14 protein-coding genes are annotated in these 20,144 nt (G+C 50.6%); 4 read left to right on the forward strand and 10 right to left on the reverse strand.

Translation table 11 applies throughout. The features are described 5' to 3' along the window. Positions 1-24 precede the first annotated feature (24 nt). Both ACI351_RS01115 and ACI351_RS01120 read right to left on the reverse strand, forming a co-directional pair. The gene (locus ACI351_RS01115) at positions 25-3,231 is read right to left on the reverse strand and encodes a UvrD-helicase domain-containing protein (RefSeq protein WP_439733416.1); all 3,207 of its coding nucleotides are present in this window, start codon (positions 3,229-3,231) and stop codon (positions 25-27) included. Further along, the gene (locus ACI351_RS01120) at positions 3,221-6,241 is read right to left on the reverse strand and encodes a PD-(D/E)XK nuclease family protein (protein WP_439733417.1); all 3,021 of its coding nucleotides are present in this window, start codon (positions 6,239-6,241) and stop codon (positions 3,221-3,223) included. Before ACI351_RS01120 ends, ACI351_RS01115 begins: the two co-directional genes overlap by 11 nt. A 68-nt stretch (positions 6,242-6,309) precedes the next feature. On the opposite strand from ACI351_RS01120, the gene ACI351_RS01125 reads away from it, so the two are divergent. Both ACI351_RS01125 and ACI351_RS01130 read left to right on the forward strand, forming a co-directional pair. After that, positions 6,310-6,762 (forward strand): SixA phosphatase family protein, encoded by a 453-nt coding sequence (locus tag ACI351_RS01125; protein ID WP_439733418.1) that lies wholly within the window; start codon positions 6,310-6,312, stop codon positions 6,760-6,762. A 2-nt stretch (positions 6,763-6,764) separates the two neighbouring features. Continuing rightward, positions 6,765-7,553, forward strand: coding sequence for an undecaprenyl-diphosphate phosphatase (locus ACI351_RS01130; protein WP_439733419.1), 789 nt, complete (start codon positions 6,765-6,767; stop codon positions 7,551-7,553). Positions 7,554-7,555: 2 nt separating this feature from the next. Here the strand turns inward: ACI351_RS01130 and ACI351_RS01135 are convergent, their stop codons facing one another. The 8 genes from ACI351_RS01135 to ACI351_RS01170 all read right to left on the reverse strand — a co-directional run bounded on the left by ACI351_RS01135 (position 7,556) and on the right by ACI351_RS01170 (position 14,703). Beyond that, the gene (locus tag ACI351_RS01135; RefSeq protein WP_439733420.1) at positions 7,556-8,044 is read right to left on the reverse strand and encodes a type IV pilin protein; all 489 of its coding nucleotides are present in this window, start codon (positions 8,042-8,044) and stop codon (positions 7,556-7,558) included. A 233-nt stretch (positions 8,045-8,277) separates the two neighbouring features. Next, complete coding sequence (gene proC / locus ACI351_RS01140) at positions 8,278-9,072, reverse strand: pyrroline-5-carboxylate reductase (RefSeq protein WP_439733421.1); 795 nt, start codon at positions 9,070-9,072, stop codon at positions 8,278-8,280. Then, positions 9,069-10,373, reverse strand: coding sequence for a glutamate-5-semialdehyde dehydrogenase (locus ACI351_RS01145; RefSeq protein WP_439733422.1), 1,305 nt, complete (start codon positions 10,371-10,373; stop codon positions 9,069-9,071). Before ACI351_RS01145 ends, proC begins: the two co-directional genes overlap by 4 nt. Before the next feature lie 6 nt (positions 10,374-10,379). Then, complete coding sequence (gene proB / locus ACI351_RS01150; protein WP_439733423.1) at positions 10,380-11,522, reverse strand: glutamate 5-kinase; 1,143 nt, start codon at positions 11,520-11,522, stop codon at positions 10,380-10,382. 55 nt (positions 11,523-11,577) lie between these two features. Beyond that, positions 11,578-12,333 (reverse strand): RecB family exonuclease, encoded by a 756-nt coding sequence (locus tag ACI351_RS01155; protein ID WP_439733424.1) that lies wholly within the window; start codon positions 12,331-12,333, stop codon positions 11,578-11,580. Further along, positions 12,317-12,922 (reverse strand): 16S rRNA (guanine(966)-N(2))-methyltransferase RsmD, encoded by a 606-nt coding sequence (gene rsmD, locus ACI351_RS01160; protein ID WP_439733425.1) that lies wholly within the window; start codon positions 12,920-12,922, stop codon positions 12,317-12,319. Before rsmD ends, ACI351_RS01155 begins: the two co-directional genes overlap by 17 nt. 12 nt (positions 12,923-12,934) lie before the next feature. Further along, a complete protein-coding gene (locus tag ACI351_RS01165) occupies positions 12,935-13,582 on the reverse strand; it encodes a response regulator (RefSeq protein ID WP_439733426.1) in 648 nt (215 codons plus the stop codon). Then, on the reverse strand, positions 13,582-14,703 hold the full coding sequence (locus ACI351_RS01170) for an ATP-binding protein (RefSeq protein ID WP_439733427.1): 1,122 nt from the start codon (positions 14,701-14,703) through the stop codon (positions 13,582-13,584). Before ACI351_RS01170 ends, ACI351_RS01165 begins: the two co-directional genes overlap by 1 nt. A gap of 123 nt (positions 14,704-14,826) precedes the next feature. Between ACI351_RS01170 and ACI351_RS01175 the strand changes: the two genes are divergently transcribed. Both ACI351_RS01175 and ACI351_RS01180 read left to right on the forward strand, forming a co-directional pair. After that, positions 14,827-16,956 (forward strand): penicillin-binding protein 1A, encoded by a 2,130-nt coding sequence (locus ACI351_RS01175; protein ID WP_439733428.1) that lies wholly within the window; start codon positions 14,827-14,829, stop codon positions 16,954-16,956. A gap of 33 nt (positions 16,957-16,989) precedes the next feature. Continuing rightward, a complete protein-coding gene (locus ACI351_RS01180; protein ID WP_439733429.1) occupies positions 16,990-20,136 on the forward strand; it encodes a DEAD/DEAH box helicase in 3,147 nt (1,048 codons plus the stop codon). Positions 20,137-20,144 lie beyond the last annotated feature (8 nt).

Below are 20,144 nucleotides of genomic sequence, written 5' to 3' on the forward strand. Positions count from 1 at the left end.
ATGATATTTTTTATATTTTATCTTTTATAAGTTCCGCGCCGCAACGAGACGCAGCAATACGACAGAACACGTCACACATTCTCCCGCAAAAATTTTTTCGGCCGCACGCTTGTAAACTTCCAGCTGCGGACGGTACTTTGCAAGCAGTTGATCCGCTTCTGCCGCACGGGCGCGGTCCGTCTTAAAATCCACCACCCAAACCGTTCCATCCGTACGACGCAGAACAGCGTCTATCACGCCCGATTTTACGCCGTCCGGTTCCGCCAGCGTAAACGGCATTTCGCACGCCAAGATTTGGGATTTCATCAACTCTGCAAACAACGTGCTTTGGCAAAACGGTTCCAAAACACGAAGCGCATCCTGTGCGCGCAGAGATAACCCTGCCGACTCCGCCGCCTGCCGTACGGCTGCGGCCGCGTCCTGCGCGCGGCGTGTTAACAACAGTTCCATCGCTTGATGGCAAATGGTTCCCACCTCGGCCCCGGCACGCTGTTCTTCCGTCAACAAGTCCGGCGACTGCACCAGTGCGCTGGGAGAAAGTGCAGGGTCCTGCAGCATCTTTTCATACCGCGCTCGGCGTGCGGCCCAGGCGTTCTTCCACGCGTTCATTTCCCGTGCGGGAACGGACGAAATTCGCTTCTTTATATGACGAAAAATAAAGGTTTCCGGCTCTTCATACGGTACATTGATAACGGGCACGGAAAGCGCTGCGTGATGAAGCGTCCGCTCTTTCCCATCAGGAAACAGACCCGCTCCCAAGAATGCTCCCGCGGCTTTTTCGGCACCCGCGCGGCCATCTGCCACCAACACCAAATGTTCTTTGGCACGCGTAAGCCCCACGTACAACACGCGGACTTCTTCGCACCGTTCGTGTTTTTTCTGTTCTTCTTCCAAGAAAGCCAATTTCACATCGCAAATTTTTCCGGCGCGAAGCCCGTGCATATTGTACTGCCACGAAAAAATATGAGCGGCAGGATTACCGGCAGAAGCGGAATCTTTCTTGGAAAGATCTGCCAAAATGACTACCGGAAACCCAAGTCCCTTGGATTTATGCACCGTCATAACGGACACGGCATCCAACGCATCATCGGTAGGCGACGCGCCCAACCGTTCCGGCTCGTTTTCCAGCAGTTCCGGCACCTCAGCTAAAAACCGGCCCAAAGACGCGGGAACTTCACCGGCATAGCCTTCGGCCAAACGGATCAAACGGTTTAAGCTGGCAAGCGTCTGCTCACCCTCGTAAGCGGCGGCGCAAGCTTCAGGCAGAAAGGTTTCTTGAATAACATCTTCCAAAAAATCTTTCAGCGGCGTACGGCCTGCGCGGCGGCCGAAAGAACGGATCATTTCATACAAGTCCGCCAATTTTTTATCTTGCGGCTTGGCAGACAGCGTGAGCTCACCCCGACGGGCAATTCGGTAAATTTCCTCGTCTGTAAATCCGCCCAGAGGGCTTCTTAAAACACCCGCCAGCGCGGTGCGATCCGCCGGATCCGCCGCCGCACGCAAGAAGTTTAAGAAATCGTTTACTTCTTGTTTGCGATAAAAATCTTTGTCCGTTTCCACATTAAACGGAATATCCCTGCGGCGAAGTGCGTCCGTATAGGGAGCGGAAGTGGTGGAAGCACGAGATAGAAGCGTAATGTCTTTATAGGCTAGTTTTTGTCCGTTTGAAAGCGTCAGCCGCCCTACGTTGTTTTCAATCCAGTCGGCAATCCGTTCGGCTTGATTAGCACGAAAATCGTCGGCCCTTGGTGTATCGTCCCGTCCGGCGATAAAAATCCACTTAACGGCAGGAGAAGGCAGTTCTTTGGCCGGAAAAATCGGCACATAAGCCGGTTGGAAAGAACTCTCCTGCACCATCGCACGTGCACAGACGGCGTTGGCCGCGGATACAATATCCGGCGCACTGCGGAAATTTTGCTGTAAAAAGCATTTCTCTCCGCCCTGTTTTAAAATCAAATCAGTAAAGAGTTCATACGCTGTAATATCCGCGCCGCGAAAGCGGTAAATGGATTGTTTTGGGTCGCCCACCACAAACAGTTTTCCGGCCTCCAAAACAACGTCTTGCCAACGCGAAGCGCAGGAGGATTTTTCTTCCGCCAAAAACAAAAACAGTTCCCCCTGTACGGGGTCAGTGTCTTGAAATTCGTCAATAAAAAGCGCATCGTATTTTTCTTTTAAAAGACGGCGGACATAAAAATCTTTTTGCAAAAGATTACGCGTTTTAACGATTAGATCGTCAAAACTTAAAATGCCTTCCCGTTCATACGATGCGCGGATTTCCCGCGCAACGGGTTGCACCAACTGAAAAGCAGAAAGAAAAATTTGCTGTTTTTCCGGTGAGGTTTTAACGGAAAAATGCACGAGCGCGCGGGCCTCTTCGTACGTTTCTTCTTCCCACCCTTGCGGGGCCGAGGACGAAAGAAGCTCCGGCAGTTCCTGCGGCGCGGACGGCAGCGGTTCCCCGCGCAAAAAAGCGGCCGTGCGGCGCAAGGATTTGGCCGCTGAGGCCAACATTTTTTCGGCTTTACGCGGTTTTTTCCCGTCTAAAAAAGCTTTGCTTAACGCTTCCGCGCGCGCAGCTTTTTCCAAACAAACGCCAGCCAACATCGGCGCGTGGGAAAAATAATTATACTCGTCAATCTTACCGCTGCACAGTTCCCGCGCAAATTCTTTTAAATCGGGAAGCGAAATTTCCGGAAGCACCTTTTTCCACTCTTCCGCGCGCGCCGAACCGACGCCCAGTTCCGTATCCAAAAACGCATTCCAGCGCGCGTCAAATAACTGCGCCGCACGACGGCCGGAATCAATTTCCGAGTTAGGAGACAACCCCGATTCCAGCGGAAAAGTTTTTAAAATCTCGGCGCAAAAACCGTGAATAGTCCCCACGCACGCGCGATCCAGCCGCGCCAGCGCGTTTTCGGCGCGCGAAACCAGTTTATCGTCCGGCACGCCAAACCGCTCCCGTAAAAGCGTCAGCACGGGATGTTCTCTACGCTCCTGCGCGGCAGCCAATACTTCGTGCAGAGCGGTAATCAAGCGGGTTTTAATTTCGGCAGCAGCTTTTTCGGTAAACGTCAGCGCAACAAGTTTTTCCACACTCGTTCCGCGTGCTAACACTGCCAAACAAAGCCGCGTGATGAGCAGCGTAGTTTTGCCCGTTCCGGCACCGGCTTCCACCACCATATTTGCATCTAAAATAGTTTGAATTTTCTCGCGGTTACTTTGCACGCTGCGCCTCCTCCAGTTTGCGGCTCTGCACGCTTTTGCTGGCGCGCATCAAGCTCTTAAAAGAGTCCCTCCTGCAGATGGACGCATACGGACAATACGCACACAAATCCGTCTTATGCAAAAAGAAAGTTCCTTCTTGAATATACGCTGAAAGAAGCGTCAAAAACGCTTCCGCGCGCGGACGCAACGCTTCAAACGCGGAGGGTTCCAAAGTGCGCCGCACATACTTTTTGTTAATGGATAAAAGACACGATCCCGCCGAAGAATACCCCGTCAGTTCCGGCAGTTTTTCCGCCGCCAGCACGTACAAGAACGGCTGAAAAATCAAGTAGGCAAAAAAGTCCGATGATAAATCCTTCGTCCCTTTTTTGGAAGATTTATAATCCGCCACGATAAAGGTTTTGTGTTCCGCATCCACATCCACGCGGTCGATTACGCCGCGAAGTTTAAACGGTAGGCCGGAAACGGACAAACGCGTAAATTCTTTTTCAAAATAAGACGGCGTAAACGGCCCCAGATTTTTTAAATCTTCCGTTACAAATTCCGCCAGCCGCGTGCGGATTTCCTCCAAAATAAGTTCCCACACGACGGGATAAATACCAAACGCTTTATAACTTTCTTTCGTATAACGACCCGCTACGGCGCGGTTTAAATACTCAACCGCAGCGGAATCAAATACGTTATGCGTAAGGCCTAGGCGGAAAAGCTCGGCATAAAAATCCTGTAAAATTTCGTGATAGGCGGTGCCGCGTTTGTCGGGCGACAGTTCGCGGCGGCTTAACGCGTCGTCCTTTTCTTCCAGATTAAGTCCCTTGTCAAAAAAGTATTTCATCGGGCAGGCGGCCAGTTCCTCAAGTGCGGAAGGCGAAAATCCGGCCCCGTCATTAGTGCGCGCGAAAATTTCTTTTCCGCTTGAGACAAACCCGTCAAACGCGTTGGGCGCACCCGTCTCGTTCAACGCGCGCGCCGATAAAAGGGATTGGGAAATTGCGTCCGTCAGCATACCGGCGCGCCCGTAATTTTCGCGCGCTGATTCCGGCTGCAAAATAATGGACAAAGACAATTCTTTGGGCGTTAAAAACTCCGGTGCGACAGAAGAAATTTGCTCCGAAATCCGCCCGCTCACGCGCGTCGTTGCGTCCGCGCTCCACGGCAACTGCGCCGCGCGCGCCAGTTCGGTCAAATAGACGGACGGTACGGCTTCTTTTCCATCTGTACCCGTACGGGCATACAATACGTACAACTTTTCCCGCGCCGCTGTGACCGCCGCAAAAAACAGCAACCGTTCCTCATCCGCGCGTTCCAGTTTTTGATTAATCCAATAGCCCAACACGTCGCGCAGCAAATAGCGGTAGCGGTCCCGAAATACCGGATCTTCGGGAATGATTTGCGGGAACAATTTTTCGTTTACGCCAAGCAGGAACACCGCTTTAAACTGAAGTCCGCGCGCGCGAACCGCATCCGTAAACGTTACCCCTCCGCGTACATTTTCGGATTCACCGAAAGAAAGCGAATTCAGGGCATCTGCCAATTCCTCCACCATTTCTCCCTCGCGGCTTTGGGAACGGACGGAAGCATTCTTTTGGAGGGAATCAATTTTATCACACACCGCGCGGTAAATTTCCGCGTCTTTTCCGCGGCAGGCAGATTCGTCGGTATTTTCCGCTAAATACGCGCGCGACAAGGCAACTGCGTCCGCCCACGCGCGCGGCGCATTTAAGGCTTCCAAACGGCTTGCACACGTTTCCAGCCACAACAAAAAATCGGGATCGTAATTTTTGGTTTGCGGCAATAAATCTTTCCATTGGCTTAAATCGCGACTGACGAGCGAGTCCGCCGCTAACGTGCGCCAGCGATACTTTTGCACCGGCTTAAAATAAGGAGATGATACAACAGCCAGTACGGTGTCTTTATCAAATCCGCGCGCAGCCAGCGAAAATAAATTCAAACAAAATATGCCGAGCGGAAATTTATGCAGCGGATATGTAAACGACGCATCCAGCGGAATGCAATTCTGTTTAAATACGCGACGAATTTCATCTTGATACGGGGCAACAGAACGTGCGATAAGCGCAATATCGCCAAACGCATATCCTTCTTTTTCTGTCAAACGCAAAATTTCTTTGGCGGTAAAAAACACCTCGCCGCGCGGATCCGCCGCCGATACAATGTGTACTTTGCCGGCTGTTGCCGCGCCTTGCGCTTCAAACACAAACCCACCACAGGGACCAAGAACGCCGAAATCGTTTTCGTCAACATCCTCCGCCGACGGAGAACTCCCTAGCCAATTGGTTTCAAAAAATTTCTTTGCAAAACGGTAGGCGGCGTGTTTTTTATACGGAGCAAACACCGCCGACGGGTACGCTTTATAAATACGGCTGATGAGTTCCAGCTGACGGCCGGTCATATCGTAAAAACCATAAAATACGATTTGCTTAAACCCGTGCAAAAACGCGGATTTTTCCACGCCGTTAAGCGCACGCTCAAACATTTCCTGATACGGACGGTACCCCGCCACTTGCGCTTCTCGTTCTTTAAAACGCCGGTACACGCGCACCAGCCAGCCGAACCGCTCGGCCTCTTGCAACAAAACGGGATCCGCAGAGGTTTGCAGGTGTTCCTCCAACACGTCCGGATCCGCCAGTGCATCCGCCAAGTCCCGAAGCGATGCTTTAAGCGCGTGCACAAATCCGCGCGAAACGGGATAGCGGTCCATTCCACGTTCAGCCAAAATGTCTTTCAGCAGGAAATCGCGCAGATTGTCTTGCGGAAACACGGGCAGAGCCGGCCCCTGTTCCGCATCCAGTGCACCTAACAAAGAAGATCCCGTTAAAAAGTGAATGTTCGCCACCGCTCCGTTTTCACGCGCTAAGAGAGCGGACAACCGCTTGGATAAAAACGACGACGCACACACGACCAGCCACGGCTCCAACGGGACGCGGCGGCGGGTGCGGACAAAGCGCACAAACGATTTTTCCAGCGACGGATAATGCGCGTAAAATAGTTCCATAGGGGTCCGATAAATAGTAAAATAGAAACTACTTTATTATTGCATTTTTGGACACATATTCAAATACTATGAAAACGCTCGTCATTGTCCGTCACGCACACGCCTTACCCGCCTATGTGGCTGGCGTAGATTCGGATGCGCAACGCCCCCTTTCTAATGAAGGACGGCAAAAAGCCGCCCTTACGGCTGAGCGCCTTAATACGCTTGGTATAAAACCCGCAAGGATTCTTTCCAGCCCGCTCTTGCGCGCACAACAAACCGCCGCCGTTTTAGCCGAAGTGTTACACGCACCTGCGGAAGAAGCGGCGGAACTCAACGGCTTAAAAGACGAGCAGGATGTCTGCGATTTTCTACGGGAGCAAATGGAACACGCGGACTGCATACTGGCCGTAGGCCACAATCCCAACGTAACCTATGTTACCCATCTTCTGGCCGGACAGGTGCGCACATTTTACCCCGCTTCGTTCGCCGTACTTGATATGACGGGTACGTCCCCGCGGATGACTTATTTTGGAGAATGACTATGACCGTTTTTGACGCCGTTTTACTCGGCCTTTTACAAGCCTTAGGCGAATTTTTGCCGATATCCAGTTCCGCCCATTTGGCGCTTCTGCCGTATTTGCGCGGAATGGAATACCAAGGAATCGCGTTCGACATTATGCTCCACGCGGCCACACTCTTGGCCGTACTTTTATACTTTGCAAAAGACTGGTTTATCCTGATTAAAAACGGACTGACAAAACCTTTTGAACCGCAAGGCCGTATGCTGTGGTATTTGGCGGCGGCCACCGCGCCGGCGGGAATTGCGGGACTATTTTTAAAAGATACTGCCGAACACGCTTTTAGAAATCCCTTGATGATGGCGGGTTGTTTAATGGCGTTTGCGGGCCTTTTATGGTGGGCGGACCGCCGCGGAAACGGCAACAAAGAAAGCGATATTTTTTCCGTTCCGTTTAAAACGGTATTTTTAATCGGCTGCGCACAGGCGCTAGCCATTATGCCCGGGGTATCGCGCAGCGGAATTACGATTACGGCTGCGCTGCTCTTGGGCCTCACACGCGGGGCGGGTGCGCGGATTTCATTTCTGCTTTCTGCACCGATTATTGCAGGAGCGGCCGCTGTGGAAGTTACGCATTTGTCTGCCGGAGATTTTAACACCGCGTTAGTATGGGGATTTGTCAGCGCGTTTTTAGGCGCATTATTCGTCATCGGCGGCCTGATGAAATACATCAAAACGCACAGCTTTGACGTGTTTGTTTACTACCGCATTTTGCTGGGGCTTTTTATTACCGGATTTTATTTTTGGAAATAGAATTACGGAATAACATAAAAAGTATAATGCGAAGCAGAATAAGGGTTTTTCCCACCTTCGGCTAGACAAACGCGGTGCGCGTATGTTTTATTATTATATGCATAACAAAGTGTGTGCGGCGCCGCCGGATCTCTATCCAGCCAAACCTCCCAACCGCTAACTAAAGATCCTGCGGACGTATTTACGCAGTAAATGCTCCGCGGAATAAATGCCAAAGAGCAAGTGATATACGTTTTCGGAGCCCAATACGTCCCATTGGCAGAACCGGGTAAGGAGATGTCTAAATTTTCAAACTCTTCCGTATATTCCCCATTTGCCATATAATATAATTCTTCGGCCTTTTTAATGGAAGATACCAACGACTTCAATTCAGTCAACCGCGCTTTGGTGACCGCCGTTTGATACTGAGGCAAGGCAACCGAAACCAATATACCGATAATTAACACCACAATCAACAACTCTATCAGCGTAAATCCCGCTTCTTGATACATGGGACACATCCCCCTTACACAAAAGTCATTCCGTAGCGTTTCTATACGCAATCCAATTCCTTTTATAACAACAGATTCCCGATAGAAACATTCGGGAATGACGTATGTATAGTAAGCTGTCACTATCCCTATGGTATCAAAAAAAAAAAACGGGTCAAGGCCCCTTTAACGAACCGCAAAAAAGGCGGATAAACACAAGGTTTATCCGCCGGATTTTAATTACCAAGCAAAAACTATTTGCTGTATTCCGTCGCTTTCTTTTCCGTTGCGCTCAGCGTGTTGGCCACTACTTTTTTTACGTCTGACGCGGCCAATACGTCCATTCCCGCCGCTGTGCAACCGCCGGGCGTAGCCACCTTGCGCGCGAGTTCGGCCGGAGGCAAATTTTCCCGCTCCACCATTTTGGCCGCGCCGATAACCGTCTGCACCGCCAGTTTGACGGCATCTTCCTGCGGCAAACCTTTATCCGCCGCAGCCGAAGCCAGTGCATCGATAAAATAATACACAAACGCGGGACCGGATCCGGATAAGGCCGTCGCCGCGTCAAACACGGAAAGCGAAATCTCAAACGTTTTGCCCATACCGTCAAAAAGGCCCATCACTTCGCGCCGCGTGCGTTTGGGCGTTTCGGCCGCAAAATGGAAAAGCGTTACGCCCTCGCCAACCGCAAGCGGCGTATTGGGCATAATGCGGATAACGGGCCACGCAGGAAGAACACGCTGGATTTTCTCCACCGTCCACCCCAACGCCATACAGATAAGCGGCTTGGCCGGAACGCCGGACGCGGCGATTTCGTTCAGTACGCTTTCCACCTGCGCGGGCTTAACGGCCACAAACAGCCAGCCCGATTCCCGAATGACGCGGAGGTTGTCCGTCACCGCTTCGATACCGATCTCCTTTTGAATCCGCTCCGCCGATTCCATCGTATGGACGGACGCCAAAATATCTTCTTTCGGCCACCCCTGCGAGAGTAACCCGCGGATAATTGCTCCGCCCATTTCGCCTGCGCCGATAAAACCTAATTTCATTTGTTCCCCCCTATTTTTTTATGCGTAAACGGTTTTGCGTCGGGGCCGACGTATTCGGCCACCGTTTGCCCGTTTCCGTACAGTTTGTATTTATAAATCGTCAGTCCCTCAAGCCCCACAGGGCCGCGCGCGTGCGTTTTGCCCGTGCTGATACCCACTTCCGCGCCGAAGCCGTAGCGGTAGCCGTCGGCAAAGCGGGTGGACGCATTATGATAAACCCCCGCAGAATCCGTTAAATCCATAAAAATTTGCGCTTCATCGTGTTCGGCAGTAATAATTGCGTCCGTATGGTGCGAACCATAGACGTTAATGTGTTCCACCGCGGCCAACACATTCGGCACGAATTTGACGGAGAGTTTTTTCTCCCCGTATTCCGTATGCCAGTTTGTTACCGTACCCGACACAGGAGCCAGCTCACTGACACACGCGTCTCCGTACAATTCCACTCCTGCCGCAGTCAGCGACGCAAGCAACTTGCGTTTGTTCTCCTCCGGCCACGCTTCGTCAATTAAAAGCGTTTCCATTGTATTACACGCCGCAGGATACTGTGTTTTAGCATCCACACAAATCTTCTGTGCCATATCCAAACGGGCTGAACGCGCCACGTAAATATGGCATACGCCGTCCGCGTGACCGAGCACAGGGATTTTAGTATTGGCTTTCACATACGCAATCAGCGCGTTTCCGCCGCGCGGAATAATTAAATCAAACAGCTCATCAAGTGCCAACATCTGCGCCGCTTCTTCACGCGTGTGAATCAACTGCAACGCTTCCGCCGGATACCCATCTACAGATGACAGCGCATTTTTTAACACGCGCACCATCGCTCCGTTTGTGTGCAGCGTTTCGCGCCCGCCTTTAAGCACCACGGCATTGCCGGATTTTACGGCCAACGCAGCAATTTGCGGGGCTACATCGGGACGCGCTTCAAAAATCACGCCGATAAGCCCAATCGGACACGAAATTTTATACAGCGTTAAATTTTCGTCCAGTTCTGTGGCGGATAAAATCTTGCCTACAGGATCCGGAAGCGCAATCATTTCTTCCACGCCTTTAATGACAGTTTCTAATTTTTCGCGCGTGAGTTTTAACCGTTCGTATAAAGCGGGCTTTATTTCGCCCGCCAAAACGGCGCGTTCAGCTAAAGATAAATCTACTTGGTTGGCTTCTAAAATTTCGTCCGCGTGTACGCGAAGTGCGCACGCCATAGCGGACAGTGCGCGGTCCTTTACGTCGGATGGCAAAGCGGCCAATACGTAAGAAGCGGCCTTGGCCTTGGAAGCGATTTCAGCTACGTTCATAAGTCCTCACAGTAAAACGATATTGTCGCGGTGGACGGCCTCGTCATAATTCTTAAAGCCGAGTTTCTTAGCGATTTCCGCTGACTTCAGCCCCGCTATTTTGCGGCAGTCTTTGGAAGAATAATTGGCGAGCCCGCGCGCAAATTCTTTGCCGGACTCGTCCGAAATATACACGGCGTCGCCGGCTTCAAACTCACCTTCTACAGCGGTAATTCCGGCGGGAAGAAGAGAAGAACCTTTTTCGCACAACGCTTTTTCAGCCCCCGCGTTAACGCGCACGCCCCCCGTCACATTAGTGGCATAAGCCAACCACAATTTCTTTCCCGACAGGTTTTCCACCGGCTCAAACAGCGTACCCTTAAATTCCGGCCCGAACACCGCTCCCACCGCGCCGTGGCGTTTGCCGTACGCAATTACCATCGCCGCGCCGGCGCGCGTAACCACTTTGGCGGCTTCCAACTTGGTTTTCATACCGCCGCGGCCGCGCGACGAGGCGCAAAAACCAAGCGCTTCCACCTCTTCCGTCACGCCTTTGATACGGGAAATCAGTTGGGCGTTTTTATCTTTGCGCGGGTCGCCGTTATAGAGACCTTCCACATCACTCATAATACACAAAAGATCCGCGTCCAGTCCGCTTGCTACAAGGGCGGAAAGTTTGTCGTTATCGCCAAAGCAGACTTTTACGCCTTTGTCCTTATATCCGCGCAGCTCGTTGGTAGACACGGTATCGTTCTGGTTGATAACGGCAATACAGTTGAGTTCCAATAACTGGCTGAGCGTATCGCGCAAACTTAAATAGCGCGCGCGGTTGGCAAAATCGTCCTCGGTCAGTAAAACCTGCGCCGCCGTAATGCCCAAACGTTTAAAACCGTCCTCGTAAATTTTCATCAGACTCGTCTGCCCCACTGCCGCACACGCCTGTTTTAACGAAACCCCTTCGTCCTCTTGTGTAAGACCCAAAATACGCCGTCCAACACCTACCGCTCCTGATGTTACCACCAAAATTTCTTTTCCCCGGCGGTGCAGGGCGGCGATGTCTTCCAAAAACGAATACAGGCGGGAAAGGGACAAATCCCCATCGTCCGCGCTAAGCGCGTTGGTGCCGAATTTAATAACAATTCTTTTTGCGTTTTTAATAATGTCTTTCATAACTCCCCAAATATAAAAAACCCGCCCTAAGGCGGGCTTATAAAAACATACGGAACTATTCCGCCGCGGCCGGAGCCGGGGGCGGAACCGCGCACGATTTTTCGCACCGCGTGTTAAACGGGCAAACGGCGCAGTGTGCTAAGTTCGGCTCAAAATCTCCGGCTTCTATTTTCTTGCCGATACTGATAAACGTATCCAAAATTTTCTTTTCGTCAAACGCTTCAAACGGCGCGCTGACCGTTTTGTCAAACGCTACGAAATAGAAGGTGGCCTTGCCTTTTTGCATATTCCACGCGCGGCGCGCGCCGACGGCGTAAATTCCCATTTGCAAAGAATCCGTTACCGCCAAAGATAAATCTACATCCGTTCCCGTTTTGTAATCAATCACTTCCCAAGAGCCGTCGGGGTGTTTGTCGATACGGTCGATTTTGCCGCGCAGCGTCCACTGTCCTTCCTGAAAGATAAATTCGCGTTCCGAGCTGTCCACTGTCGTTTTGCGTTCGTATTCGCGTTCGGCGTACGTTTCCAGCATTTTTTTCCCTTTCAAATACCACTCCATCTGCTCGCCGGCAGATGAATATCCCGCGCCGAGCCAGCAGTCATCGTAATAAGCAAGCAGTTCGGACGGATCGTTGGAGTTGCGGTGGTATTCTTCCAGCGCGCGGTGAATGGATACGCCCAAGGACGAAGCCGGCACCAAGCCTTCCCGCTTGTTTTCCATATACTTATATTTATACAGCAGCGGGCACTCCATATACGTTTTGATTTTGGAGTAGTTGAGTTCGTACACATCGCTATACATGGGAAGCATCCTTTTCGTCTTTTTGGGCAGCGCGCATAAAATGCACTAACGTATCGCCGTATTTTTCCACGCGGTAGACTTCCAGCGAATCGGGAACAGCAAACGCTTCCGTCTTGTGGTTTTGCAAGACGATAATCCCGTTGGGAGAAAGCAGGCGCGAGTCAGCCACGTTTTTTAACGCAGGTTCCGAAAACGAGAGCATTTTGTTGTTAATATCGCGGTAGGGCGGGCCCATAAAAATAATGTCATAGCCTTCGTTATCGCTGTAGGGCATCAGCCAGTCGAGCGGCTTTAATACATCGCCGCGCAGCACCTTGGCACGGTCTGCAAACCCCAAGTGTTCTAAATTACGATGAATGTTTTTAATACACGCGGGTTCACGGTCCACCATCACGGTTTTAAGCGCCCCGCGCGACAGTGCCTCCAAAGACACGTTCCCCGTTCCGGCGAACAAATCCAGCATGATGGCCCCGGTAATGCGCGGGCGCAAAATATCAAACAGCGATTGTTTGATACGGTCCGAAATCGGCTTTACCGGCAGATTTTTAGACACGGAAAAAATTCTCCGCCCGCGGGCGGTTCCGGCGATAATACGCATAAGAATCCTTTATTACAGTTGCGCGATGCCTTCTTTAATGGCATAGCGCACCAGTTCGGCCTGTTTATGGATGCCGAGCTTTTTCATAATGTTGTTACGGTGCACGTGAATGGTGTTAAGCGACAAGTTAAACGTTTTGGCGATTTGCTTGCTGCTGTACCCTTCAGCGATGAGCTGCAATACTTCTTTTTCTTTAGGCGTAAGGCCCGTAGCATCACGTTTGCGCGAAGAAGTTTTGCCCAAGAAACCCTGTACAATGTATTTTGAAACTTTACTGCACAGATAAAACCGTCCGGCGGCCACTTCTTCTACCGCATCCACAATTTCATCGGCGGCGGAGACTTTTACAATATACCCTTTTGCCCCCGCTTTGAGCGATTTTTCCACTGATACGCGATCGTCATACATACTAAGCATAACGACTTTGGTTTCCGGATTATTCTTCACCATCCGCTCCACAGCTTCAATTCCATTGAGCACCGGCATAGAAACATCCACCACGTATACGTCGGCGGAATTGTGTTGGGCATATTCCACCAGATCTTTTCCGTTGGAAACTTCGGCTACGATTTCCAAATCCTTGCCCAAGGTTTCCAGTACGGCGCGGACACCGTTTCGCACAATTGCGTGATCGTCCGCCAATACTATTTTTCTTTTCATTATTCTTTTCCCCCATAAACCACGCTCGGGCAGCGCACCGAAATACGGGTGCCTTTCCCCTGCGCACTTTTAATAGTAATCGTTCCGCCCAAAAGTTTCACGCTGTCCTTCATAGCCAAAAGCCCCACGTGACGGAGGGAACGCTGTTTGGAAGGTTGGAAACCGACACCGTCATCTTCTACCACCAAACGTACTTCCCCGTCTTTACGCTCCAACAGCACATAAATGTGCTTCGCATTTGCGTGCTTCACGATGTTGTTAAGCGCTTCTTGTACAATACGGTACAACATAATTTTTACGCTGTCAGACACGCCGCCATCCCCTGTAATGGGTTTATAGTCAAACGTGTACGGAATATGGACTAACGCACTAACATTTTCCAGCATATCGCGTACCGCACCGCCCAATGCGCCGTCATTTTCCAAACTTGGCGGACGCAGCGAAACCACAATATTTTTTACGCGTTCCACGCTTTCTTTAATTTGTCCGTCCAATTTGGAAATGTCTAAAAGAGCTTGTTTCTGGTCGCCCTTTTTTACGCTGGCCTTAACAATGCCCAAGAGGGCAGTAAGAATCACGGCCATAGAGCCGATTTCATCGTGCAGTGCTTTAGAGATAGCCTTCTTTTCCGTTTCGCGCGCGGCCAGTAAAATTTGCGAAAAAGTACGCGGGGAAGACCAATCCTTCAGCAATTGTCCGCCCACGGCGCTCCAGTCCGAAATATCCCGAACCAAAGCGAGCACGCGCTTTATACTGCCTTTCGCACCCAGAGGCACAAAGGTTGTTTGATAATAATAGCGGGTCCCGTCTTTTTCGGTACTCCACTCGTAATGATATATGCCGTCTTTGAGCGCCGCCTGCAATGCCTGTACGTGCAACTCGCGGCCTTCTTCTAAATCTTTTCTCTGCAAATGGCCGGAGATATTGCTCAGCGTAAACACCTTAAGCGTTTTCGGATTTACCAGCGCAACCACGTCATACCCCTCTATACCGTGTTTTTTAAGATGTTCCAAACCGGTAACCTGCGGGCAGGAAGCGCTGTCTAAACATAGAGAAGCCCCTGTTGCTTTACAATCGCCGCAAGCAGAATAATCCTCATCCTTTTTCTGTTTTTTTATCATAATCAAATCCTTGTTACTCTATTTTATTATTTTACTATAGTTTATATTCATTTTACTATTGCAAAAGGGTAAGAAAATGTGCTTGCCGTTGCGGTTACGGTATTTTTGATATAATTTTAAAATATGGTCCGTAAATTTAAAAAAATCGTAACCTCCAAACCTTTTATCTTCTCCGCGTTGGCGGGGCTGTTCGTGCTGATTCTTTTGTGCGCCGTATTTATGCGCTACATTTTTTCCGGCCTGCCTCCGGTGTACGAGATGGAAGAATACACACCGTCCCTTACCACCAAAGTATTTGACCGCAACAATACCCTTATTCACGAATTTTCCATTGAAAAACGCAGTATGGTACCACTCGAAGATATCCCCGTTGACCTGCAAAATGCCGTAGTGGCAATGGAGGACCGAGATTTTTTCAAACACGCAGGCTTCTCTCTCCGCGGTATCGTCCGCGCGCTCTTGCACGACCTAATCAGCGGACGCGCCAAACAGGGGGCTTCCACACTTACCCAACAGCTTTCACGCGGTGTATTTTTGACACAGGAGAAAAAACTCATCCGCAAAATCCGCGAAATTATCTTGGCGATTCAAATTGAACACCAATTCAGCAAAACCGAAATTTTACAGCTTTATTTAAACGAAATTTATCTGGGCAGCGGCGCGTATGGCGTAAAATCAGCCACTAAAAAATACTTTGATAAAGAACTTTCCGAGATAACCACCGGCGAAGCCGCGCTCATTGTGGGGCTTATTCCGGCCCCGGGCCGTTATAACCCGTTTGCCAACCCGCAGCTTGCACGCCAGCGGCGCAACTTGGTGCTTGACGTAATGTACCAGCAAAATTATATTTCTAAAGAAGAACTGGAAAAAGCTAAAGCCGAACCGCTGCCTGAAAAACAACCTGTACCCGAAGAAAAACCCGGTCAATACTTTATTGAACACATCCGCCGCATTTTGGAACCCAAGTACGGAATGGACGTTCTGTGGAAAGCGGGCCTGAATATTTATACGACTATTGACATCGAACAACAAGCTTTAGCCGAAAAAGTGATGAACCAAAAACTACAGGAATACGACGAACAAGTCGCCAAAGGCCTAGGCATTGAAATTGATCCCAATGATTCCGAAGCGGAGGCCGCCTCCCCTAATACGGAAAAAACAGAGCAAGACCCCCAAGCCGATTATCCCCGCCTGCAAGGTGCGTTTATGGTGCGCGACGTAAAAAGCGGAGCCGTGCGCGTGATGGTGGGCGGACGCGGATTTGACGAAAGCAAATTCAACCGCGCCACGCAAGCCAAACGCCAACCGGGGTCTTCGTTCAAACCGTATGTGTGGATGGCTGCGCTGCACAAGGGCTACACGCCGGCCACGCTGGTTAAAGATTTGCCAACAATGTTTTATTACGACGGACGCAACTGGCGGACGTTTAATGAAAACGCCGATCTGTATTCGCTTGATTTGGCCAAACAAAATTTTATTGCGTCTAAAGATTTCAATGTGTGGGTACCGCAAAACTATGGCGGGCGCAACGAAGGATGGATTACGCTTAGAAAAGCGCTTGAAAAATCAAAAAATCTGGTAGCCGTCAACTTAATTGACGCGGTAGGTATACCTCAAGTGGTGCGCGTCGCGCGCAAGGCGGGCATTACGGCTGCACTGCCGCGCGTGCCAGCACTGGCGCTGGGTGTAAGCGTAGTGCAAATGGACGAACATCTGGCCGCTTTGTCTACCTTTGCCAACGGCGGAATCCACACCGACAACTATTACATTGAACGTGTGGAGGATGCCAACGGACGCATTTTGGAACAACATATTCCATTGGAATCGGCCGAGTTTTCCCCACAGCATTCCTATTTACTAATCAATATGATGAAGGGGGTTACCCAACGCGGAAGCGGCGCCTACGTCGCGCGTTTGGGACGTAACATTGCGGGCAAAACGGGAACCACCCAAAGCCACCGCGATATGTGGTTCGTCGGAATGACACCGCGCACCGCGGCCGCCGCCTGGATGGGCTACGATGACGATGCTTCCCACGAAAACGGGGCGCGTTTTACTGGCAGTACCACCGCCCGCTGGTGGACGGAAATTATGCAGGAAATTTTGAAAGACGAGCCGAACGACGATTTTACCGTCCCCGAAGGCATTTCGTTTGCCTATGTCAATCCCGCTACCGGAAAACTGGCTATGCCGATGGAACGGAACAAATTTTTAGAAGCGTTTATTACCGGAACGGAACCCCAAAGCTTTTAACGCTTCTTCGTCCGGCACCCGGCAGCGGTATCTATGAGTGAGAAAAAAGAAACATCTCCGTATTACTTCTACGGTCTGCCCAACAGCGCCGCAAAGGCATATTTCGTTTGCCGAAATTACCTCAAAAAACACCCGAAAATTTTGTTTGTATCAGATAAAAACCCGGAGGATTTTGCCCAAGCCGCGCAGGAATTTGCCCCGCAACACACCTTTATTCTTTCCTTTCCGGAATACGAAGCAGGGCGTCTGGCCGCACTGTACCGGTTGTTACACGCACCGGAAGGAGAGTCCGTTCTTCTCTGTGTACCTGATAGTGCGCTCTGTGCGCCGCTCCCCGCACCGCAGGATTTTTTAAATGGGACATTTACCGTTAAACACGGCGACAGGCTGCGCCGCCAAGAACTCTTGGACAAACTGGAAACTGCCGGATATACGCGCGAGGAATACGCCGAAACAGCCGGACAGTATGCCGCCCGCGGCAGCGTGGTGGATGTTTTTTCCCCCTTGCAGGACGAACCGCTGCGCCTCTACTTTGCGGGCAACCGCGTAGATCTCATCAGCGTGTTTGACTTGGACACCCAAAACACCAAACGGCACGCAGACGAAGCCGTTATCATTCCTCTTTCGTTTAAAAATACTCCCGCCGTTCTAACCGATTTCCTTACGGATTACGCCTTTATTTTTGACGAACCGGAAAAAGACTTTTCGCCGGACGCTTACCCCGCCGTAGCTATTATCCGCGCACTGCCCTGCGCCAACGCGCAGGACGGCGGACTAAAATCAAACCTGCCCTTTAACGCCAATCTGGGACTGGTGGACAGAGAAGTCGCCAATTTACAAAAACAAGGATTTGCCGTAAACATTACCTGTTTAAACCGCGGAGAACTGGACCGTATGACGGAGCTGTCCGCTGATTATCCGCATTTTAAAACAGCGCGTTTTTCCATTTCTCCGCTGACGGAGGGCTTTTACAGTCCGCAAGATAAAACCGCCTTCATTACCACCAACGAAATTTTGAACAGACGGTTTAATGCGGCCAAAGTCGTTAAAAATTTTGACGTAGAAGGTGCTAAGCGCGTACGGTTTAAAGAACTGCAGGCAGGCGATTACGTCGTCCATCAGGAACACGGCGTAGGCCGTTACTTGGGCCTTCAAGTGCTGGATCCCGATGATAACCCCACCGATTGTTTAATCATTGAATATCGCCGCGGCAGCCGTTTATACGTTCCGATGTACGATTTTAAAAAAGTACAAAAATATATTGGTGCAGGCGGTAAAAAACCTGCTTTATCCGTACTGGGCGGAATCACGTGGAAAGAAGTAAAAAAGCGCGTCAAAGAAGAGGCACAAAAAACCGCCAAAGAAATTTTAAAACTTGAAGCGCTGCGCCAAGCCACCCCCGCACCCGAAGTGACGGGCGACGCGCGAATTGAAGAAGAATTCGCAGATTCTTTTCCTTATACGCTTACCGCAGGGCAGGAACAAGCCATCCGTGATACACTGCACGATTTAGATTTGCCCAAGCCAATGGACCGCGTTCTTGTGGGAGATGTGGGATTTGGTAAAACAGAAGTGGCAATGCGCGCCGCGTTGCGCGTGGTGCTGTCGGGTAAACAAGTAATGCTTGTGGTACCCACTACCATTTTAGCCGCACAGCATTACAAAACTTTTTCCAAACGCTTGGCAGGATTTCCCGTTAACGTACGGATGTTGTGCCGTTTTCAAACAGCCAAAGAACAAAAAACCGTCGTTCAAGAACTTAAAAGCGGCGTGTGCGACGTTATTATCGGCACGCACCGCCTGATGAGTAAAGATATCGTATTTAAAGATTTAGGGCTTGTCATTATTGACGAAGAACACCGTTTCGGCGTCAGACAAAAGGAAAAAATCCGCGCCAAAAGTACCGGAGTACATTCGTTGATGTTAAGTGCCACGCCTATTCCGCGCACCCTAAACCAATCGCTTTCCTCCCTGCGCGACATTTCGCTTATTGATACACCGCCGCGGGGCCGCACGCCGATTAAAACTGTCGTTACTGCGTGGAACGATGAATTAGCCGCCGCTGCCATCACACAGGAACTGGCGCGGGGCGGGCAGGTATATTACGTATACAACAGCGTGCAGAGTATGGAGTCGCGCCTGCTGCTGCTAAAAAAACTTGTTCCGCAGGCGCGGATTTGTATGGCACACGGACAAATGGACGAAAAAGCACTGGAACAAACGCTATGGGATTTCAACGCCGGAAAATATGATGTACTTTTGGCGTCCACTATTATTGAATCGGGCATCGACATTACAAACGCCAACACGCTTATCGTAGAAAACGCCCACAATTTCGGGCTTGCCCAACTCTATCAACTGCGCGGACGGATCGGCCGCGGAGACCAAAAGGCGTTTTGTTATTTATTTCATCCCGACTGGCTATTCAAAAAAACCGAACAAACAGAAGATAATTTTTCCGACTTAGCCGCCGTTTACTGGAAACCCAAAGAAGAAAAAGATCCGACCGAAGAAGCCAAACAGCGTTTAGCCGCGCTTATGGAATTTGGCGACCTCGGCAGCGGGTTTCGTCTGGCGCTGCGCGATATGGAAATACGCGGCGCAGGAGAACTGCTGGGGGTCAAACAACACGGCTACGTAAACGAAGTTGGGCTTAGTTTGTATTGCGATTTGGTATCGGCTGAAGTAAAAAAACTGCGCGGGGAACGGCCGGAGCCAAACCGCCGTGCCACCGTTAGTCTGCCGCTGGCCGCTTATATCCCGCCCGACTACCTGCCGGACGAAGCCGAACGATTAAAATACTATAAAATGCTGATGGATGCGGACGAAACCAAAACAAAAGAAATTTTGGCAAAACTGGCCGACTTGTGCGGCCCCGTCCCGACAGAGATTTTAAACTTAACCCGTTTATTTGCGCTTTCCGCCCGCGCGGGAAAATTGGAAATTTACCATCTTGACCGGATTGAGGGAAAACTGGAGCTTTTGTTCACACGCCGCTTCCAAATGCCGCCGCAAATGCCCGCCGAACTTTTTAACCGTTTTGGAGCGGAAAATTTGGAATTTATTAAATCCAAAAACGGCGATGGTCTGCATCTTACACTGCCCGCAGGGAAAGATCCCGTTGCGTTTGCAGAAGAAGCACTGACTTTTTTCGAACGCCTTACCGCACCGGAAAAATGATATAGTAT

It is taken from the genome of Candidatus Avelusimicrobium sp., from assembly GCF_051874775.1.
Lineage (GTDB): Bacteria > Elusimicrobiota > Elusimicrobia > Elusimicrobiales > Elusimicrobiaceae > Avelusimicrobium.